General features: G+C 58.1%; 19 protein-coding genes. 8 read left to right on the top strand and 11 right to left on the bottom strand.

Annotated features, from left to right (window positions below):
* Window positions 1–119 precede the first annotated feature (119 nt).
* Both FHL16_RS27780 and FHL16_RS27775 read left to right on the top strand, forming a co-directional pair.
* Window positions 120–1,028: a flagellar protein MotY gene (locus FHL16_RS27780; RefSeq protein ID WP_077749895.1), complete on the top strand. Its 909-nt coding sequence runs from the start codon at window positions 120–122 to the stop codon at window positions 1,026–1,028.
* A gap of 129 nt (window positions 1,029–1,157) precedes the next feature.
* Window positions 1,158–2,375, top strand: coding sequence for an argininosuccinate synthase (locus FHL16_RS27775; protein WP_077749894.1), 1,218 nt, complete (start codon window positions 1,158–1,160; stop codon window positions 2,373–2,375).
* A 183-nt stretch (window positions 2,376–2,558) separates the two neighbouring features.
* On the opposite strand, the gene FHL16_RS27770 is transcribed toward FHL16_RS27775, so the two are convergent.
* Window positions 2,559–3,128 (bottom strand): hypothetical protein, encoded by a 570-nt coding sequence (locus FHL16_RS27770; RefSeq protein WP_077749893.1) that lies wholly within the window; start codon window positions 3,126–3,128, stop codon window positions 2,559–2,561.
* 598 nt (window positions 3,129–3,726) lie between these two features.
* Here FHL16_RS27770 and FHL16_RS27765 point away from each other — a divergent pair.
* Window positions 3,727–4,353 carry a response regulator transcription factor gene (locus FHL16_RS27765; protein ID WP_010457667.1) on the top strand — a complete coding sequence of 209 codons (627 nt, stop codon included), beginning with the start codon at window positions 3,727–3,729 and terminating at the stop codon, window positions 4,351–4,353.
* A gap of 95 nt (window positions 4,354–4,448) precedes the next feature.
* Here the strand turns inward: FHL16_RS27765 and FHL16_RS27760 are convergent, their stop codons facing one another.
* The 8 genes from FHL16_RS27760 to metG all read right to left on the bottom strand — a co-directional run bounded on the left by FHL16_RS27760 (window position 4,449) and on the right by metG (window position 11,257).
* On the bottom strand, window positions 4,449–4,628 hold the full coding sequence (locus FHL16_RS27760) for a PA3496 family putative envelope integrity protein (protein ID WP_010457665.1): 180 nt from the start codon (window positions 4,626–4,628) through the stop codon (window positions 4,449–4,451).
* A gap of 107 nt (window positions 4,629–4,735) precedes the next feature.
* Window positions 4,736–5,374 carry an endonuclease III gene (gene nth / locus FHL16_RS27755; RefSeq protein WP_010457663.1) on the bottom strand — a complete coding sequence of 213 codons (639 nt, stop codon included), beginning with the start codon at window positions 5,372–5,374 and terminating at the stop codon, window positions 4,736–4,738.
* Window positions 5,375–5,399: 25 nt separating this feature from the next.
* Window positions 5,400–5,909 carry an Rnf-Nqr domain containing protein gene (locus FHL16_RS27750; protein ID WP_077749892.1) on the bottom strand — a complete coding sequence of 170 codons (510 nt, stop codon included), beginning with the start codon at window positions 5,907–5,909 and terminating at the stop codon, window positions 5,400–5,402.
* On the bottom strand, window positions 5,902–6,513 hold the full coding sequence (locus FHL16_RS27745; protein WP_077749891.1) for an RnfABCDGE type electron transport complex subunit G: 612 nt from the start codon (window positions 6,511–6,513) through the stop codon (window positions 5,902–5,904). Before FHL16_RS27745 ends, FHL16_RS27750 begins: the two co-directional genes overlap by 8 nt.
* A complete protein-coding gene (locus FHL16_RS27740) occupies window positions 6,510–7,493 on the bottom strand; it encodes an RnfABCDGE type electron transport complex subunit D (RefSeq protein WP_077749890.1) in 984 nt (327 codons plus the stop codon). Before FHL16_RS27740 ends, FHL16_RS27745 begins: the two co-directional genes overlap by 4 nt.
* Entirely contained in the window at window positions 7,480–8,496 is a 1,017-nt protein-coding gene (gene rsxB / locus FHL16_RS27735) for an electron transport complex subunit RsxB (RefSeq protein ID WP_077749889.1), read from the bottom strand. The genes FHL16_RS27740 and rsxB overlap by 14 nt, the downstream gene beginning before the upstream one ends.
* Window positions 8,493–9,062 (bottom strand): electron transport complex protein RnfA, encoded by a 570-nt coding sequence (locus FHL16_RS27730; protein ID WP_077749888.1) that lies wholly within the window; start codon window positions 9,060–9,062, stop codon window positions 8,493–8,495. The genes rsxB and FHL16_RS27730 overlap by 4 nt, the downstream gene beginning before the upstream one ends.
* 143 nt (window positions 9,063–9,205) lie before the next feature.
* Window positions 9,206–11,257: a methionine--tRNA ligase gene (metG, locus tag FHL16_RS27725; RefSeq protein WP_077749887.1), complete on the bottom strand. Its 2,052-nt coding sequence runs from the start codon at window positions 11,255–11,257 to the stop codon at window positions 9,206–9,208.
* 326 nt (window positions 11,258–11,583) lie between these two features.
* Between metG and apbC the strand changes: the two genes are divergently transcribed.
* Window positions 11,584–12,678, top strand: coding sequence for an iron-sulfur cluster carrier protein ApbC (gene apbC / locus FHL16_RS27720; RefSeq protein ID WP_010457651.1), 1,095 nt, complete (start codon window positions 11,584–11,586; stop codon window positions 12,676–12,678).
* A 125-nt stretch (window positions 12,679–12,803) separates the two neighbouring features.
* On the opposite strand, the gene FHL16_RS27715 is transcribed toward apbC, so the two are convergent.
* Window positions 12,804–13,562, bottom strand: coding sequence for an SDR family oxidoreductase (locus FHL16_RS27715; protein WP_077749886.1), 759 nt, complete (start codon window positions 13,560–13,562; stop codon window positions 12,804–12,806).
* 166 nt (window positions 13,563–13,728) lie between these two features.
* Here FHL16_RS27715 and FHL16_RS27710 point away from each other — a divergent pair, with 166 nt between their 5' ends.
* The 4 genes from FHL16_RS27710 to groL all read left to right on the top strand — a co-directional run bounded on the left by FHL16_RS27710 (window position 13,729) and on the right by groL (window position 17,238).
* Entirely contained in the window at window positions 13,729–14,460 is a 732-nt protein-coding gene (locus FHL16_RS27710) for a HugZ family pyridoxamine 5'-phosphate oxidase (protein WP_010457648.1), read from the top strand.
* A 66-nt stretch (window positions 14,461–14,526) separates the two neighbouring features.
* Window positions 14,527–15,003 carry an FxsA family protein gene (locus FHL16_RS27705; RefSeq protein WP_010457646.1) on the top strand — a complete coding sequence of 159 codons (477 nt, stop codon included), beginning with the start codon at window positions 14,527–14,529 and terminating at the stop codon, window positions 15,001–15,003.
* Between the two features lie 248 nt (window positions 15,004–15,251).
* Window positions 15,252–15,545, top strand: a complete 294-nt coding sequence (locus tag FHL16_RS27700; protein ID WP_007948593.1) for a co-chaperone GroES — start codon at window positions 15,252–15,254, stop codon at window positions 15,543–15,545.
* Window positions 15,546–15,594: 49 nt separating this feature from the next.
* Window positions 15,595–17,238 carry a chaperonin GroEL gene (groL, locus tag FHL16_RS27695; protein ID WP_008155543.1) on the top strand — a complete coding sequence of 548 codons (1,644 nt, stop codon included), beginning with the start codon at window positions 15,595–15,597 and terminating at the stop codon, window positions 17,236–17,238.
* 169 nt (window positions 17,239–17,407) lie between these two features.
* Here groL and FHL16_RS27690 read toward each other — a convergent pair whose 3' ends face one another.
* On the bottom strand, window positions 17,408–18,151 hold the full coding sequence (locus FHL16_RS27690; protein WP_077749885.1) for a phosphatase PAP2 family protein: 744 nt from the start codon (window positions 18,149–18,151) through the stop codon (window positions 17,408–17,410).
* Between the last annotated feature and the right edge of the window lie 57 nt (window positions 18,152–18,208).

Here is an 18,208-nt window from a genome sequence, read left to right as displayed (position 1 = left end):
CCGGAAAAGACTCTCTCAGGCACTCGCTATCAAGTTTTGCAGGAAGCTTCCGATATCCAACAGGTATGCCGTAAATATGTGTGTCGGTCTTTTTGTTGTAGAAGCCAGTGGAGCCTCCCGTGCGCCAGCGTTATTTAGCCTTGCTCAGTGTGTTTGCCAGCCTCCCTGCGATGGCGCTCACTTTCCAGACACGTCTGGAGAGCATCGAGTGGACGGTCGAAGGTGACAAGTTCGAATGCCGCCTGACTCAACCGATTACCGATTTCGGTTCGGGTGAATTCGTGCGCCGCGCCGGCGAGCAGGCGACGTTTCGTCTGAAAGCCTACAACGCGATGATCGGTGGCGGTTCAGCAACCCTGCTGGCGGCGGCTGCGCCGTGGCAACCGGGACGTGGCGACATCAATCTGGGATCGGTGAGAATCGGCAGCGGCAACGTGTTGTTCAACAGTTCGCAAGTTCAGGCCGGTCGCCTGATCAGCGGGTTGATGGACGGCCGCAGTCCGGTCATCCGGCATTCCTCTGGTGATGGCCGCGTCTCTGAAGTGCGCCTGTTGCCGGTCAAGTTCAGCAAGGCCTTCAACGAATACCAGGGTTGCGTGGCGAAACTGCTGCCGAAGAATTTCGAGCAGGTCAAACAGTCCGAGATCGGTTTCCCGGGTGAAGGCGTTGATCTTGATTCGCAAGCCAAGGCGCAGTTGCAGGTGATGCTGGAGTTCATGAAAGCGGATCCGACGGTCAATCACATCGAACTCGACGGGCACTCCGACAACAGCGGCAATCGCCTGACCAACCGCGAGCTGTCACGCCGCCGGGCGTTGGCGGTGATGGACTATTTCAAGGCCAATGGCATCCAGGAATCGCAGATCACCCTGCGTTTCCACGGTGAGCGCTACCCTGTGGCGCCGAACACCAGCGCCGCCAACCGCGCGAAGAATCGCCGGGTCGCGGTGCGCCTGGAGCGGGTGGCACCGACCGAGAAAGTCGCGCCTCAAACCACGACGCCGGGAAGCTCTTCGGCGACATCCTGAGTTTGCTGAATTCGTCGCTCGCTCGACAGAATCTGTCGCTTCGTCGTCATAAGCTGTCGCGCCTCTGTAAATTATTCCGTATGACCGGTAGACTTCACGGCTTTCCGTAGAACCCCGTGGAGTGATGGCATGGCGGACGTAAACAAGGTCGTTCTGGCGTATTCCGGCGGCCTGGACACTTCGGTGATCCTCAAGTGGCTGCAGGATACTTATAACTGTGAAGTGGTGACCTTTACCGCTGACCTGGGTCAGGGCGAAGAGGTTGAACCTGCACGCGCCAAGGCTCAGGCCATGGGCGTGAAAGAGATCTACATCGACGATCTGCGCGAAGAATTCGTGCGCGATTTCGTTTTCCCGATGTTCCGCGCCAACACCGTTTACGAAGGCGAGTACCTGCTGGGTACTTCCATCGCTCGCCCGTTGATCGCCAAACGCCTGATCGAAATCGCCAACGAAACCGGCGCTGACGCCATTTCCCACGGCGCCACCGGCAAGGGTAACGACCAGGTTCGTTTCGAACTGGGCGCCTACGCACTGAAGCCTGGCGTGAAAGTGATCGCCCCTTGGCGCGAATGGGACCTGCTCTCCCGTGAAAAGCTGATGGATTATGCTGAAAAGCACAGTATCCCGATCGAGCGTCACGGCAAGAAAAAGTCCCCGTACTCGATGGATGCCAACCTGCTGCACATTTCCTATGAAGGCGGCGTGCTGGAAGACACCTGGACCGAGCACGAAGAAGACATGTGGAAATGGACCGTCTCCCCGGAGAAGGCTCCTGACAAGGCGCAGTACCTGGAACTGACCTACCGCAACGGCGACATCGTGGCACTGGACGGCGTCGAAATGACCCCGGCCACCGTGCTGGCGACCCTGAACCGTATCGGTGGCGAACACGGTATCGGCCGTCTCGACATCGTCGAGAACCGTTACGTGGGCATGAAGTCCCGTGGTTGCTACGAAACTCCTGGCGGCACCATCATGCTGCGCGCTCACCGTGCGATCGAATCGATCACTCTGGACCGCGAAGTGGCTCACCTCAAAGACGAGCTGATGCCTAAATACGCCAGCCTGATCTACACCGGTTACTGGTGGAGCCCTGAGCGTCTGATGCTGCAGCAGATGATCGATGCGTCCCAGGCACACGTGAACGGCGTTGTGCGCCTGAAGCTGTACAAGGGCAATGTGATCGTCACCGGTCGCAAGTCCGACGAATCGTTGTTCGATGCCAACATCGCGACCTTCGAAGAAGACGGCGGCGCCTATAACCAGGCCGACGCGGCGGGCTTCATCAAGCTCAACGCCTTGCGCATGCGCATTGCTGCGAACAAAGGCCGGAAGCTTTTCTGAGATCTTTGAAGCTGCAACGACGGTAATGGAAATGTGGCCTTGTCAGTGACAAGGCCACATTTCTGAAAGAGGGATTTTTCCTGCCGGGTATCATGTATCAACTTTCTTGTTGTTGTTACAAATAAGCTTTCGTCTGCTTTACTCTCCGACTGCCCGTCGCAATCGGTCTTCTGCTATTGGTGCTCAAGCCATCGTCGTCATGCCATGTGAGCTCAAATTGTAGGCAACCCAGAACGTAGTGCTGTTGCGTTTCTTTGTTTGTTTCGAATGCTTGTGTGCGCCTTCCTTCAGTAACGCCTCTGAATCAGTACAGGTTAGGAACACGATCACGCGCGCAGGGTTTTCCTGTGGTTGCTGGATCTTTTCCATCAAAGTGTTGAAGTCCATTTTGTTGCTCATCCATCGTGCATCGACGATGTGCAGATCCTTTAGCAACACCGATGAGCGTAAGGGGTGCTCAATCAAATGCTCGGGTGTATTGAATTGCGCGTGATCGGCATCGGTCATGGCCTTGATGAAATGCTTGCCTTTCTCAAAATCAGAGGGCGCGTAAAGCGATCGATAGTTGAAGTTGAGTGTGGCGAAGAATAGGAAGAGCAAATAAAAGGGAAAGCTGATAAGGAACCAGATATAGATCTCTCGTTCCTTATTGTCGAGAAATGGAAGAGAGATAGCAGCCGAAGTTTCAGACAGTGTTGCAAATATTGCAATGATTGTCATGGGGTTGGAAATTCTTATTTTGAGTTTGTTCATGTTGTTTGCTCATGGAAGATTGTCTGTTCTCGATCAATTTATGGAGAGGTTTCGGGTGTTGGTAAGTTGTCGGAGTCGGGAAGGCGGTCTGCTGTTTTGGTGGTGTCCTTTTAGTGGGTTTGTTAACGGGAGTCATAGTAGCTGTATTATTTGCGCCTCGGGTATTTTTGTTATTGTTGTTTTGGTAAGTGTGGCGTTTATTGCTGTTTCTGAAGTGTTGCCTGGTGTAAGGGTTGTTGTAAGTTGATTAGTGGTCACGTCTTGATTTTTAACGAGCGAGTGTGAATGTTCGCCTGAAAATATCGGTTGTTTTTTAGCGTAGCTCAATCGTCAGCGTCTGTCGGATCCTTCGGTCAACCTCTGGTTTCTTTGATTTCCTGATGTAAATCGATACAAAAACAATTTTGAAAGCACCGTGCCGCCGGGGCGATAAAATTTAAGACACACAGTATTCGTCTGATTTTTGTAAGACATGTCCTGCTTGTTTGTAGGGAATGTCTTTCGCTGCGGGTGGCCGAGGGGGGCGGCATGCCACGGATGAAACGACTAGGCTATTGTGCGGGCTCTAAAAATTCGAACAGCGAAATTGGACTTGCCCATGAATAAAGTGCTGATCGTGGATGATCACCCCGTCATTCGTCTTGCGGTACGTATGCTGATGGAACGTCATGGCTACGAAGTCATTGCAGAAACAGATAACGGTGTGGATGCGTTACAACTTGCCCGCGAACTTATGCCGGATATTGTCATTCTGGATATTGGGATACCGAAGCTGGACGGGCTGGAAGTCATTGCGCGTCTGACCACAACAGCGATGCCTCTTAAAGTGCTGATCCTGACCTCTCAGGCCCCCGGACATTTTTCCATGCGTTGCATGCAGTCGGGGGCCGCCGGGTATGTCTGCAAACAACAGGATCTCACTGAATTGCTCAGTGCGATAAAGGCCGTGCTTTCGGGCTACAGCTACTTTCCGAATCAAGCGCTGCATACCGTTCGTTCCAGTCTCGGGAATGCCAGTGAAGCCGATATGGTGGATCGCCTGTCCGGGCGCGAAATGATGGTGTTGCAACAGTTGGCTCGAGGAAAGACAAACAAGGAGATTGCCGATGGCATGTTCCTCAGCAATAAAACGGTCAGTACTTACAAGACACGCCTGTTGTTGAAGCTCAATGCTCGCTCATTGGTTGATCTGATCGAACTCGCTCAACGTAATGGACTGGTATGAGCGCACTGGCGATTGACGAGGCGTGATGAAAGGGCGTTCATCGGGGGGCGGGCAGCACCCAGTAAAAAGCCTCCGTTTCGGGAGGCTTTCAGGTGTCAAAGGTCAAAATCGTAATCGGCCAACTGCTTTTGCAGTCGACGCTCCTCCAGCAGATTGTCAATGGTGCGGCGTTTGCTCAGGTTGGTCTTCGCCACTTCAACCACCGGTTCAGCGTCATCGGTCTCAACAGGTGTGAAGTCGTCTTCTACGTCCAATTGCTCTTTGCCAGTGCTCATAAGGTTAACTCCAGGCTAAGACTGCCTTTGGCGCTCCTTATATCGACAAACTCCCGGCGGGTAAAAAAGATTTTTTCAATCGATGGATCAATAAAACTAATACTGCCTCAATCGTCCGAGGTCTTTTGCTTGTATTCGCACAGGTCTTCGATCCGGCAGCTCCCGCAACGAGGCTTGCGGGCCAGGCAAACGTAGCGTCCATGAAGGATCAGCCAGTGGTGTGAATCGAGCAGGTATTGCTTGGGGACAAACTTCATCAGCTTCATCTCCACCTCGACCACGTTTTTGCCCGGTGCAATGCCCGTGCGGTTGCTGACTCGGAAAATGTGGGTATCCACGGCCATAGTCAGTTGCCGGAAAGCGGTATTGAGCACCACGTTGGCGGTCTTGCGGCCTACGCCGGGCAGCGCCTCCAGTTCCTCTCGGGTGTGCGGAACCTCGCCACCATGGCGCTCAACCAGCAAACGACAGGTTTCGATCACGTTTTTCGCTTTGCTGTTGAACAGGCCGATGGTCTTGATGTATTCCGACAGCCCTTCGACGCCCAAGGCATAGATCGCCGCCGGCGTGTTGGCCACCGGATAGAGTCTGGCGGTGGCCTTGTTCACACCAACATCGGTCGACTGGGCGGACAGAATGACCGCAATCAGCAATTCGAACGGCGAGGAATAGGCCAGTTCGGTCTTCGGTTCCGGGTTGTCTTCGTGAAACCTGCGGAAAATTTCCAGACGTTTTGCGGCATTCATGGACAGTGCGTTTCCTCGAAGTCGGTCAGTGTGAGGGAGTCGGTCGGTGCCAGGCCTGCCAGGCGGCGATCAGCAGTCCCAAGAGAATGAATCCGCCAGGGACCAGCGTGGCCAGGTGCAGACCGCCGTTGCCGATCACCTCGCGCAGCAGGCCTAGCCCCACCAATAGCGCGCCAAACAGGCCACACAAACGCAGGCGATCAAGCCGCGGTTCCTGGAAAAAACCATTGTGCTCCAGCACCACACATTGCAAGGCGATCAATCCTGCATAGATCCCCGTGTGCTGATGCCATTGAAGTGACCCGACCTGCGAGGCCAGTTCCGCGCAACTGGTCAACGTGGCGGCCAACAGGATGCTGGCAAGCAAGCGGGTGGACGGGATCAGCCGTGATCGCAAGGCGGCCATGCTGAGGTCATATGCATTGATCACTACGAAGAACATCAGCCACAGGCCGAGAGCGGTCGGCCAGGCCTGCGTAGCGCCGATCAGAGGCGCAAGCATCAGAGAGTTGCGCAGTGTCGATGTCTTATTCATGCGCACTGCTCCCGATTAGCTGTTGCGGGTGTTCGTCGAAGAAACGCAACGCGTCATGAACGGCGCTGATTACCGCCCGTGAAGTAATGGTCGCGCCCGCTATCTGATCGAATTGACCCTGGTCTTTTCTCAAGGCCCAGCCGGTGTCGCCGGGGTCGTTTCGCGACTTGCCGGTAAACACCTGAAGCCAGGTATTGGGCCAGTCGGCGATCTTGCCGCCCAGGGCAGGGGTTTCCGATTGCTTGAGGGTCTTGACCCCCAGCAACTTGCCGTTGGCGCCGATGGCGATCAGCAGCTCGATGGAGCCCTCGTAGCCCAAGGTCTGGCTGCGCAGCAACACCGCGCTCGGTTGGCTGGCCTTGGTCGCCAAATAGCCGCCCAGCAGCGTGCTGTTGGACAGCCGGATGTTTTCGAGGGCGAGTGGCTGGTCCAACGGCTGATTGTCGTAGCTGTCTGGCGGTAGCAGGTCCAGCAGGTTGCGGCTGTCGATCAAGCGCTGTTGCGCACTGATGCGCGGTTCGCTGGCGTGCTGCACGACGTACGTCACGCCAATTCCCAACCCGGCCAGCAGCACCAGCATCACAACGCTCGTCGCTCGGTTCATGGGGCCATCTGCTCCTGCCTGGACGCGACTAACCGCTCCAGCGCCGGGACGCCAAGGTTCATCAACAACACGGCAAACGCTACACCGTCGGGGTATCCGCCCCAAGTACGAATCAGGTAAGTAAGTATTCCCACGCCGGCACCGAACAACAATCGGGCACCGGGGCTCTTCGCGCCGGACACCGGCTCGGTGGCAATAAAAAACGCGCCCAGCATGGTCGCGCCGGTGAGCAAGTGAAACAGCGGCGAGCCATGGGAGTCGGAGCCCGAACCGTTCCAGCACAACAGGCTGATGATGAACAGACTGGCAAGCATGCCGACCGGTGCATGCCAGGTGAACACCCGCCGTTGCAGAAGAAACACGCCGCCAGCGAGAAAGGTCAGGTTGACCCATTCCACACCGCGTCCGCCGAAATGGCCGAACGCCGGATTGCTCGCGAAGAGTTCATCCATGGTCAGGCTTTTGTTGATTCGCAGGCTGTCCAGCGCCGTGGCCTGGGCCCAGGCATCTGGCGCCTGGCCGAAGCCGAAGACCTGTTGCAAGCCACCGAGCAGACTCATGCCGTGGGCCGATGGCCAGAGGGTCATCTGTTGGGGAAAGGTCACCAGCACCAGGGCAAAACCAAGCATCGCCGGGTTGAACGGATTTTTGCCAACCCCGCCATAAAGGTGTTTACCGAGCAGGGCGAATGCCGCCGCACTGACCGTCAGCCACCACGGGCAATAAGGCGGCAAGGCCAAGGCCAGTAACGTCGCGCTGACGAGCGCGCTGCCGTCGCTCAGCGTTGGCTTGATCGATTGCTTGCGCAGGTGCAGCACCGCAGCTTCAACCGCCAATGCGGTAACAGCCGTCAAAATCAGGTTGATCAACACGCCCCAGCCATACAACCAGAACAACGCCAGCATGCCCGGCACCGTGGCCAGCAACACCAGCTTCATGGCCTGCTGAAGGCGTTCGTCCACCGATTCAAGGGGCGACATAGGCATCCACCTGATGCTCGGCGTCCATCACAGCGCGTTCCAGCGCTGCAATCTGTTCAGCTGCGGCTTCGCCGGTTCGCGCCTTGTTGAGTTCGGCGCGGCGCATGGCCAGCTGGATCTTCGCCCGTTTCAGCTCGGCATCCTTCGCTGGCGCGGCGGGTGCCGGTGCGGGGATGGGCGGCGCGCTGCTTTCCAGCTTGGCCAAGGCTTGCTCTGCCATCTCGAATTGCTGTTGCAGCACGATCAATTGCGACTGCTGCTCGAAGGTGGGCGGATGCCCGAACGCCTTGAGCGACTTGTTCAGTTGCGCACGACTCATCGCCAGGTCGATCTTGGCTTTTTTCAACGCCGCATCGGCGTTTGCCGCTTTCTGCGCACGCACCCGCTCAAGCGCAGCCTGAACCGGGTCGAGCGTCGGCACTTCGTTTTGCGGCGTGGCGCGTTGAGCGCGGGCCTGACGTTCGGCGAGTTTCTGCTCTTCCTCGCGGCGCAAACGGGCGTTGCGCTGTTCGAAGCGACGCCGCGCATGATTGCGTTTGGCGGTGCGCGCCCGTTGTTCCTCAAGGCTGAACGCCAGGCCACCAACAATCGGCAGCACCGTGGCCAAAGGCAGTGGCCGCATTTCGATGCAATCCACCGGGCACGGCGCGACACACAGGTCGCAACCGGTGCATTCGTCGATGATCACCGTGTGCATCAATTTGGCGGCACCGACGATGGCATCCACCGGACACGCCTGGATGCATTTGGTGCAACCGATGCATTCGGCTTCGCGGATGTAAGCGATCTGCGCCGGTGCCGAGCCGCGGCTGACGTCCAGTTCCAGCACCGGCACTTGCAGCAACTCGGCCAGCGCCGAGATGGTTTCGCTGCCCCCTGGCGGGCACTTGTTGATCGGCTCGCCGCTGGCGATGCCTTCGGCGTAAGGCTTGCATCCGGGGTGGCCGCACTTGCCGCATTGGGTCTGCGGCAAGAGGGCGTCGATGCGTTGAATCAGACTCATGTTTTGATCAGCCCGCTGAATCCGAGAAAAGCCACTGCGATCAGTCCGGCGCCGATCAGTTCGATCGGCAGGCCGCGAAAGGGCAGGGGAATATCATTTTCGATTGTGCGCTGGCGCAAGTCGCTGAACAGGCTGAGCGCCAGCCAGAACCCCAGTCCTGCACCGAGGCACAGGGCGGTGGCGTGGAAGAATCCTTTGTCGTCCTGAGCGTTGAGCAATGCCAGCCCCAGCACACCCGCGTTGCCCAGCAGCAACGGCCAGAGGCCATCAAACGCAAGCTTTGGAAGTAACCGGGAAAGCGCTTTCAGCAGCGGACCGATCAGCAATACGCTCAATGGCAGGAACACGAAAAGACGCAGCGAAGTCAGTTCCAGCGGCACCAGCAGCCAGTGATAAGCCGGGTAGCCCAGTATGCCGACCATCAGCATCAGACACGTCGTCGCAATGCCCAATGCATGAACCTGATCGCGCTCGCTGCCCAGCAGCGGATCGACGCCCAGCGGCCAGTGCAACACGAGGTTGTTGATCAGGGCGGCGCTGATAAGCGTAAGCAGCATCTCGGTCATGATTGTGCCGGTAGAAAGAGGGCTTTTTAACAGAGCGTTCTAAAAAGCTTAGGCATTATCCGGGAAGGACGGAGGGTGGGGCCTGATATGAAAATCCCACAGTCGCGCCAGGCACGACTGTGGGATCGATTTAGCGCAGAAACTTACTTGATGCGCTGACCCGGCTTGGCGCCGCTGTCGGGGCTGAGCAGGTAGATTTCTTCTCCACCAGGGCCGGCTGCCATCACCATGCCTTCGGAGATGCCGAACTTCATTTTCCGTGGCTTGAGGTTGGCGATCATCATGGTCAGACGGCCATTGAGCTTGGACGGATCCGGGTAAGCGCTCTTGATCCCGGAGAACACGTTGCGTTGCTCGTCACCGATGTCGAGGGTCAGGCGCAGCAGCTTGTCGGCACCTTCCACGTGTTCAGCCTTGACGATCAAGGCAACGCGCAGGTCGATCGCGGCGAAGGCGTCGAAATCGATTTCGGGCGACAGCGGATCCTTGGCCAGTTCGCCATTGCCGGCAGGCGCGGCATTGCCGGTGTCGGTTGCGCTGGCGGTCAGGTCTTCTTTCGAGGCGTCGCTCATGGCTTGGACTTTTACCGGGTCGATACGGGTCATCAACGGCTTGAACTCGTTCAGTTGATGGTTGCTGAGCAAGGTCGCGTGGTCATTCCAGGTCAGCGGCGCGACGTTGAGGAACGCCTCGGCGTCGGCGGCGAGCAGCGGCAGCACCGGTTTGAGGAAGATCACCAGTTGGCGGAACAGGTTCACGCCCAGGGCGCAGATGGCCTGGACTTCGTCCTGCTTGCCTTCCTGTTTGTTCAGCGACCACGGTGCCTTGTCGGCGATCCAGGCGTTGGCACGGTCGGCCAGGCCCATGATCTCGCGCATGGCACGGGCGAAGTCGCGCGCCTCGTAGGCCTCGGCAATGCTTGGCGCTGCGGCCAGGAACGCTTCGGTCAATTCCGGTGCGGCGTTGCCGGACACCAGCACACCGCCGTTGCCCTTGTGGATAAAACCGGCGCAACGGCTGGCGATGTTGACGACTTTGCCGACCAGGTCGGAGTTGACCTTCTGCACGAAATCTTCGAGGTTCAGGTCCAGGTCATCGACGCCACGGCTCAGCTTCGCAGCGTAGTAGTAGCGCAGGTATTCCGGCGACAGGTGGTCCAGGTAAGTCCGGGCTTTGATAAAAGTGCCGCGGGACTTGGACATTTTCTGACCATTGACGGTCAGGTAGCCGTGCACGTTGATGCCGGTCGGCTTGCGGAAACCGGCGCCTTCGAGCATCGCTGGCCAGAACAGGGCGTGGAAGTTGACGATGTCCTTGCCGATGAAGTGGTACAGCTCGGCGGTGGAGTCCTTACCCCAGAACGCGTCGAAATCCAATTCCGGACGGCGGGCGCAGAGGTTCTTGAAGCTGGCCATATAGCCGATCGGCGCGTCCAGCCAGACGTAGAAGTATTTGCCTGGCTCGTCGGGGATCTCGAAGCCGAAGTACGGCGCATCGCGGGAGATGTCCCACTGTTGCAGGCCGGCATCCAGCCATTCGGCGATCTTGTTCGCCACGGCTTCTTGCAGGGTGCCGCTGCGGGTCCAGGCTTGCAGCATTTCCTGGAAATCCGGCAGCTTGAAGAAGAAGTGCTGGGAATCCTTGAGCACCGGAGTGGCACCAGAGATCGCCGACTTCGGATCCTTCAGGTCGGTGGGTGCGTAGGTTGCACCGCATTTTTCGCAGTTGTCGCCGTACTGGTCTTCAGTGCCGCATTTCGGGCAGGTGCCCTTGATGAAGCGGTCGGCCAGGAACATTTTCTTTTCCGGGTCGAAGTACTGAGTGATCGAGCGCTGGGCGATGTGCCCGGCGTCGCGCAGCTTGAGGTAGATCTGGCTCGACAGCTCACGGTTTTCTTCGGCGTGAGTGGAGTGGAAGTTGTCGAAGTCCACCAGGAACTCGGCAAAGTCGGCGCTGTGTTCAGCCTGGACGTTGGCGATCAGTTGTTCCGGGGTGATGCCTTCCTTTTCCGCGCGCAGCATGATGGCCGAACCATGGGCGTCGTCGGCGCAGACATAAATGCATTGGTTGCCGCGGTGCTTCTGGAAGCGCACCCACATATCGGTCTGGATGTATTCCAGCATGTGGCCAAGATGGATCGAACCATTGGCATAGGGCAGGGCGCTGGTGACGAGGATCTTGCGTGGCTCGGACATGGGGCTCGGCTACTTGATGAAACGGAGGTCGGCCACTATAAAGCGCTGGCGCATATTTTTCACCCCGTCAGCCTGTTTCCGGTTGCATCGAATGCCCAAACCTATGCACCGGCAGTATGAGCGTGAAAATGCTTCTGTGGCGAGGGAGCTTGCTCCCGCTGGGTGGCGAAGCCGCCCCAAACCCTCCAACCCGTTTTCGGCGCAAGGAGTGCGTCTGCCTGATTGCGACTGCTTCGCAGCCGAGCGGGAGCAAGCTCCCTCGCCACAAATGTATGTCCGGCGTAGGATACCCCCCTGATTTTCCAGTCTTGCTATCGGAGTTGCCCATGAGCGCCGTCAATCGCGCAGCGGTGGAAGCCGTCCTTCGCCAATACACCGACCCTTATCTGAACCAGGACCCGGTCAGCGCCGGGTGTGTGCGCAGCATCGACATCCAGGGCGATCGCGTCAGCGTGCAACTGGAACTGGGCTACGCCGCCGGTCTGTTCAAGAGTGGCTGGTCGCAAATGTTGCAAATGGCGATCGAAGGCCTCGACGGCGTGACGAGCGCGCGCGTTGACATCACCAGCGTGATCGCCGCGCACAAGGCCCAGGCGCAAATCCCGGGCCTGGCCAACGTCAAGAACGTGGTCGCCGTGGCGTCCGGCAAGGGCGGCGTGGGCAAGTCCACCACCGCCGCCAACCTCGCGCTGGCCCTGGCCCGTGAAGGCGCCAAGGTCGGGATTCTCGACGCGGACATCTACGGTCCGAGCCAGGGCATCATGTTCGGCATCCCCGAAGGCACCCGACCGAAGGTCAAGGATCAGAAATGGTTCGTGCCGATTGAATCCCATGGCGTTGAAGTGATGTCGATGGCGTTCCTGACCGACGACAACACGCCGATGGTCTGGCGTGGGCCGATGGTTTCCGGCGCATTGTTGCAACTGGTCACGCAAACCGCCTGGGGCGATCTGGATTACCTAGTCATCGACATGCCACCAGGCACCGGTGATATCCAGCTGACTCTGGCGCAGAAAGTCCCGGTGGCTGGTGCGGTGATCGTTACCACGCCGCAAGATCTGGCATTGCTGGACGCACGCAAGGGCGTGGAGATGTTCCGCAAGGTCAACATCCCGGTGCTCGGTGTGGTGGAAAACATGGCCGTGCACATCTGCTCCAACTGCGGGCATGCCGAGCATCTGTTTGGTGAGGGCGGAGGGGTGAAGCTGGCCAACCAGTATGGCGTCGAACTGCTGGCGTCGTTGCCGCTGGCAATGGCTATCCGTGAACAGGCCGATGGCGGCAAGCCAACGGTGATCGCCGAACCTGACAGCCCGATTGCCCTGGTGTACCAGGAACTCGCCCGCCACGTCGGCGCGCGAATTGTGTTGCAGGAAGCGGTGTCGCCGGCGATGCCGAACATCACCATCAGCGACGATTGATGGCCTGAAACACAACTAACTGTGGGAGCTAGCCTGCTAGCGATAGCGGATTCACATTCAACAAATAAGTTGGCTGAACCCGCTCAATCGCTAGCAGGCTAGCGCCCACATTGATCTATGAGGCCTTAGATCCGCAGCCCGCCATCCATTTCCAGAATCCGGCCGGTGTAGTAGTCGTTCTCGAAAATGTACGCCGCCGAATGGGCGATCTCTTCCGGTTTGCCCATGCGCTTGAGCGGGATCCCGGCCGTCATCTTCTCCAGCGCTTCAGGCTTCATGCCCAACGTCATCTCGGTTTCGATAAAGCCCGGTGCAATGCCAGCCACGCGAATGCCATAACGCGCCAGTTCCTTGGCCCAGGTCACAGTTGCCGCGGCCACGCCAGCCTTGGCGGCGGAGTAGTTGGTCTGGCCGACGTTGCCGGCGCGGGAGATCGAGGAGATATTGATGATCGCGCCGCTGTTGTTCAGCTCGACCATTTTTGCCGCGACTTCACGGGTGCACAGGAACACGCCGGTCAGGTTGACGTCGATGACCGCCTGCCATTGGGCCAGGCTCATCTTGGTCATTTCGCCATCCTTGACCTTCAGCAGCAGGCCGTCGCGCAGGATGCCGGCGTTGTTGATCAATCCATGAATCGCGCCGAAATCTTCGGCCACCTGGGCGACCATATGCGTCACTTGCTCTTCGTTGGCAACGTTGCACAGGTAAGCCCGAGCTTCTACGCCCTTGGCTTTGCACGCCGCGACGGTGTCGTCGAGCTTTTCCTGGTTCAGGTCCACCAGCGCCAGCTTCGCGCCTTTACCCGCGAAATACTCGGCCATGGAACGGCCTAAACCCTGGCAACCGCCAGTGATAATGATTACTTTGTCAGTGAGTTGCATTCGCATGCCCCAATAGCAGGTTCAGAGTGGTTTCCTTCCTAGAGGGCCTCTCGATCTGCACCTGATGTGGCCTGGTTGCACATGAGAACTGCCCCGATGGCGTACTGGAACTTATCCCCAGGCGCCTGTCCGTTTTTTCGACGGATTCTATATAAGGAGTCATAAATTGAGCGTTGAAGCGGCCAAGAATGCCCGAGAATTGCTTCTCAAGGAATACCGCGGGGTGCTGTCGACGCACTCCAAGTCGATGCCCGGTTTCCCATTTGGCTCCGTGGTTCCGTATTGCCTGGACGAGCAGGGCCGGCCGCTGATCCTTATCAGCCGCATCGCCCAGCACACCCATAACCTGCAGAAAGATCCGAAATGCTCGCTTTTTGTGGGCGAACGTGAGGCCGACGATGTGCAAGCCGTTGGTCGCCTGACTTATCTCGCCGAAGCAGAAAAGCTCGAAGACGAGGCCGCGATCGAAGCGGCGGCCGAGCGTTACTACCGCTATTTCCCGGAGTCGCAGAGCTACCACAAGGCCCACGATTTCGATTTCTGGGTGCTCAAGCCTGTACGTCACCGTTACATCGGCGGTTTCGGTGCGATTCACTGGGTCGACCAACTGACCCTGGCCAATCCGTTCGCCGGCAAAGCCGAACTGAGCATGGTCGAGCACATGAACGCCGATCACGCCAAAGCCATCGCCCACTACGTCGATTTGGCGGGGCTGCCGAAAACCGAGCCGGCGCAACTGGCGGGTATCGACAGCGAAGGCATGCACCTACGCATTGGCCAGGCCCTGTACTGGCTGCCGTTCCAGGCAACTTGTAATACGCCGACACAAGTGCGCGAAGCCTTGGTTTTCCTGGCTCACGCCGAGCATTGGCCGAAAAATGAAGTGGCTGACGCTTGAATTCACGAAACGGCGACGTCATCTAGGGAAGACTGGCAAGGCATTCTTGCGTTGAGGAACCATTTGATGCGCCCTTTTTTATTGCTCTTTGTACTGTTTCCGGTGTTGGAGCTGTTCGTATTCGTCAAGGTCAGCGGGGCCATCGGGTTTTTCCCGGCCCTGCTGCTGATCATTCTCGGCTCGATGCTCGGCGTGTTCGTGCTGCGCATCGCCGGTCTGGCCACTGCGTTGCGTGCGCGTGAAAGCCTGAACCGCGGCGAGTTGCCGGCCCAGACCATGCTTGAAGGCTTGATGCTGGCCCTGGCGGGCGGTCTGTTGATTCTGCCGGGCTTCGTCACGGACGTGCTGGGTCTGATCATGCTGCTGCCGATCTCCCGTCGACTGCTGGCCAATAAAATGCGCCAGCGCGCTGAAGAGGCAGCGATCCGCCAGCGGGCGTTTGCCGATGATCTTCAACCACGTGGCGGTCCTGCTCCGCAGCAGCCGCTGGGCCGCGAGCCGAACGTAATCGAAGGCGAGTTCGAACACCGCGATTCCAAGTAAAGCGTTTCAGCTGCACGGCACCTTCGGGTGCCGTGTTCGTTTTCGGGGCATTGATGCAAAAAAATTTCGATCCCCGCCCTTGTAATAAGCTTATGCGCCCTTATGTAACGGTCACCGCAAGGTTTCTGGCGATCACGCCAGACAGACTTCCGCGGTTCGCTTGACGAACCGCACCCGGCACCGCCGGATTTGTTAAACCCGCCGGGAATACACCGGCCGATGAAAACCACAATTAGGAGAGATCGACAATGAAGCTTCGTCCTCTGCATGACCGCGTCGTCGTCCGTCGCAGCGAAGAAGAAAAGAAAACCGCTGGCGGTATCGTCCTGCCAGGTTCGGCTGCTGAAAAGCCAAACCAGGGCGAAGTCCTCGCTGTAGGCCCGGGCAAAGTCCTGGACAACGGTGAAGTGCGTGCGCTGTCCGTGAAAGTGGGTGACAAGGTTGTGTTCGGCCCTTACTCCGGCAGCAACACTGTGAAAGTTGACGGCGAAGACCTGCTGGTCATCGGCGAGAGCGAAATCCTCGCTGTCGTCGAAGGCTGATTCCCCGCTCATTTTCCCGTTACTACAAAGTATTTAAGGAATATCGATCATGGCTGCTAAAGAAGTTAAATTCGGCGATTCCGCCCGCAAGAAAATGCTCGCCGGTGTCAACGTCCTGGCTGACGCAGTAAAAGCGACCCTGGGCCCTAAAGGCCGTAACGTGATCATCGAGAAGAGCTTCGGCGCTCCGACCATCACCAAGGACGGCGTGTCCGTTGCCAAAGAAATCGAGCTGAAAGATCGCTTCGAAAACATGGGCGCGCAGCTGGTCAAAGACGTTGCCTCCCGTGCCAACGATGACGCAGGCGACGGCACCACCACCGCTACCGTTCTGGCTCAGTCTATCGTCAACGAAGGCCTGAAAGCCGTCGCTGCCGGCATGAACCCGATGGACCTGAAACGCGGCATCGACAAAGCGACCATCGCTATCGTCAAAGAGCTGAAAGCCCTGTCCAAGCCTTGCGCTGACACCAAGGCCATCGCTCAGGTCGGCACCATCTCGGCCAACTCCGACAGCTCCATCGGCGACATCATTGCCGAAGCCATGGAAAAAGTCGGTAAAGAAGGCGTGATCACCGTTGAAGAAGGCTCGGGCCTGGAAAACGAACTGTCGGTTGTTGAAGGCATGCAGTTCGACCGTGGCTACCTGTCCCCGTACTTCGTCAACAAGCCAGAGACCATGACTGCCGAGCTGGACGGTCCGCTGATCCTGCTGGTCGACAAAAAGATCTCCAACATCCGCGAAATGCTGCCAGTCCTGGAAGCCGTTGCCAAAGCCGGCCGTCCACTGCTGATCGTGGCCGAAGACGTTGAAGGCGAAGCCCTGGCGACTCTGGTTGTGAACAACATGCGTGGCATCGTCAAAGTTGCAGCCGTCAAGGCTCCAGGCTTCGGCGACCGTCGCAAGGCCATGCTGCAGGACATCGCTGTTCTGACTGGCGGTACCGTTATCTCCGAAGAGATCGGCCTGAGCCTGGAAAGCACTACCCTGGAACACCTGGGTAATGCCAAGCGCGTGATCCTGTCCAAAGAAAACACCACCGTGATCGACGGCGCCGGCGTTGAAGCTGACATCCAGGCTCGCGTTCTGCAGATCCGTCAGCAAGTGGCTGACACTTCGTCCGACTACGACCGTGAAAAACTGCAAGAGCGTCTGGCCAAGCTGTCCGGCGGCGTTGCAGTGATCAAGGTTGGCGCTGGTTCCGAAGTTGAAATGAAAGAGAAGAAAGCCCGCGTTGAAGACGCCCTGCACGCTACCCGTGCAGCCGTTGAAGAAGGCGTGGTACCTGGCGGCGGCGTGGCACTGGTTCGCGCTCTGCAGGCAATCTCCGAGCTCAAAGGCGACAACGATGACCAGAACGTTGGCATCCAGTTGCTGCGTCGCGCTGTAGAAGCGCCACTGCGCCAGATCGTTGCCAACTCCGGCGACGAGCCAAGCGTTGTGGTCGACAAGGTCAAGCAAGGTTCGGGTAACTACGGTTACAACGCTGCGACCGGCGAATACGGCGACATGATCGAAATGGGTATCCTGGACCCGGCTAAAGTGACTCGTTCGGCTCTGCAAGCGGCTTCGTCGATTGCCAGCCTGATGATCACTACCGAAGCCATGATCGCTGAGATCAAGGAAGACGGCCCAGCGGGTGGCGGCATGCCAGACATGGGCGGTATGGGCGGCATGGGCGGCATGATGTAAGCCAGCCTTACCCCGTACATGAAAACCCCGCCGGTGATGAACCGGCGGGGTTTTTTATTGCCCGGCATAAAGTTGTGTGGTTTTTAAGGGCCTCTTCGCGGGCAAGCCTCGCTCCTACAGGTCCAGCGAAATCCCTGTAGGAGCGAGGCTTGCCCGCGAAGGCGTCAGTTCATACGCTAACCGGTTCTGCTTCGGACGCTTTCTCAGCCTTGGACGCCGGTCGATACAGGATGTAGTAGTAAGACCCCAGACAGATCAGCCAGCAAAAAATCGCCGTCCACACGTTATGCGAAAAGAAGTGCGCCCCCTGCATCATCCGGCTCACGGAAAACACCGTCCCCAGTGCAAATGCAAACACAAACGCTTGGCGCGCGAGTCGCGGACGACGGTCTCGCAGTACAAAGAACAGCGCAAACAGCGTAAACCCGGTGGCCGCATGACCCCCAGGCCAGCAACGCCCAGGCTTGTCGGTTTGCGGACGCGGGCTGAGCAGTTCGCTGTAGGTTTCGTGGCCGCCGAATTGCTCGAGGCTCCACGGGCATTGCACGGCCGTCACCGCTTTCACTGGGGTCACGAACGAGGTCGCCAGCGCCAGCGACATCACCAGGCAACCCAGTTCGCGTTTGAACGGCTTGAGCCTGGCGATGAAAAACGAGCCGATAAAGCCGATGATCGCAAACACCGAAAAGGCGATGACCAATTGCTTGGCTCGGTCATGCAGGATGTCTTCAAGGAAGTAACTGTGGCGTCCGATGAATTCCCCGGCGACCGGGTCGTAGAACAGTTTGGCCAGGTTCATGTCCAGAGACGTCAGCTCAAGCAGCACCAAACTGATCGCTGTGATAGCGGGCACACCCAGACACACCCAAAAGTTGAGCGGTCTGGAAGCGGGGCGGGCAGCGGTCGAAGCCATGGCAGTTCCTTGGTCGGTGAAGGGGTATGTAGTGCGCATCCGCGCGGAGTCTGAGCC

Source organism: Pseudomonas sp. FSL W5-0299 (assembly GCF_005930655.1).
GTDB classification, from domain to species: domain Bacteria; phylum Pseudomonadota; class Gammaproteobacteria; order Pseudomonadales; family Pseudomonadaceae; genus Aquipseudomonas; species Aquipseudomonas mandelii.
Note: the sequence above shows the minus strand (reverse complement) of the source record. Positions and strands in the feature narration are given on the sequence as shown.

Excerpts from the sequence above, each read along its gene's own strand:
- FHL16_RS27775 (WP_077749894.1), top strand. The coding sequence starts at position 1,158 with ATGGCGGACGTAAACAAGGTCGTTCTGGCGTATTCCGGCGGCCTGGAC.
- FHL16_RS27770 (WP_077749893.1), bottom strand. The coding sequence starts at position 3,128 with ATGAACAAACTCAAAATAAGAATTTCCAACCCCATGACAATCATTGCA.
- FHL16_RS27765 (WP_010457667.1), top strand. The coding sequence starts at position 3,727 with ATGAATAAAGTGCTGATCGTGGATGATCACCCCGTCATTCGTCTTGCG.
- FHL16_RS27760 (WP_010457665.1), bottom strand. The coding sequence starts at position 4,628 with ATGAGCACTGGCAAAGAGCAATTGGACGTAGAAGACGACTTCACACCT.
- nth (WP_010457663.1), bottom strand. The coding sequence starts at position 5,374 with ATGAATGCCGCAAAACGTCTGGAAATTTTCCGCAGGTTTCACGAAGAC.
- FHL16_RS27750 (WP_077749892.1), bottom strand. The coding sequence starts at position 5,909 with ATGAATAAGACATCGACACTGCGCAACTCTCTGATGCTTGCGCCTCTG.
- FHL16_RS27745 (WP_077749891.1), bottom strand. The coding sequence starts at position 6,513 with ATGAACCGAGCGACGAGCGTTGTGATGCTGGTGCTGCTGGCCGGGTTG.
- FHL16_RS27740 (WP_077749890.1), bottom strand. The coding sequence starts at position 7,493 with ATGTCGCCCCTTGAATCGGTGGACGAACGCCTTCAGCAGGCCATGAAG.
- rsxB (WP_077749889.1), bottom strand. The coding sequence starts at position 8,496 with ATGAGTCTGATTCAACGCATCGACGCCCTCTTGCCGCAGACCCAATGC.
- FHL16_RS27730 (WP_077749888.1), bottom strand. The coding sequence starts at position 9,062 with ATGACCGAGATGCTGCTTACGCTTATCAGCGCCGCCCTGATCAACAAC.
- metG (WP_077749887.1), bottom strand. The coding sequence starts at position 11,257 with ATGTCCGAGCCACGCAAGATCCTCGTCACCAGCGCCCTGCCCTATGCC.
- apbC (WP_010457651.1), top strand. The coding sequence starts at position 11,584 with ATGAGCGCCGTCAATCGCGCAGCGGTGGAAGCCGTCCTTCGCCAATAC.
- FHL16_RS27715 (WP_077749886.1), bottom strand. The coding sequence starts at position 13,562 with ATGCAACTCACTGACAAAGTAATCATTATCACTGGCGGTTGCCAGGGT.
- FHL16_RS27705 (WP_010457646.1), top strand. The coding sequence starts at position 14,527 with ATGCGCCCTTTTTTATTGCTCTTTGTACTGTTTCCGGTGTTGGAGCTG.
- FHL16_RS27700 (WP_007948593.1), top strand. The coding sequence starts at position 15,252 with ATGAAGCTTCGTCCTCTGCATGACCGCGTCGTCGTCCGTCGCAGCGAA.
- groL (WP_008155543.1), top strand. The coding sequence starts at position 15,595 with ATGGCTGCTAAAGAAGTTAAATTCGGCGATTCCGCCCGCAAGAAAATG.
- FHL16_RS27690 (WP_077749885.1), bottom strand. The coding sequence starts at position 18,151 with ATGGCTTCGACCGCTGCCCGCCCCGCTTCCAGACCGCTCAACTTTTGG.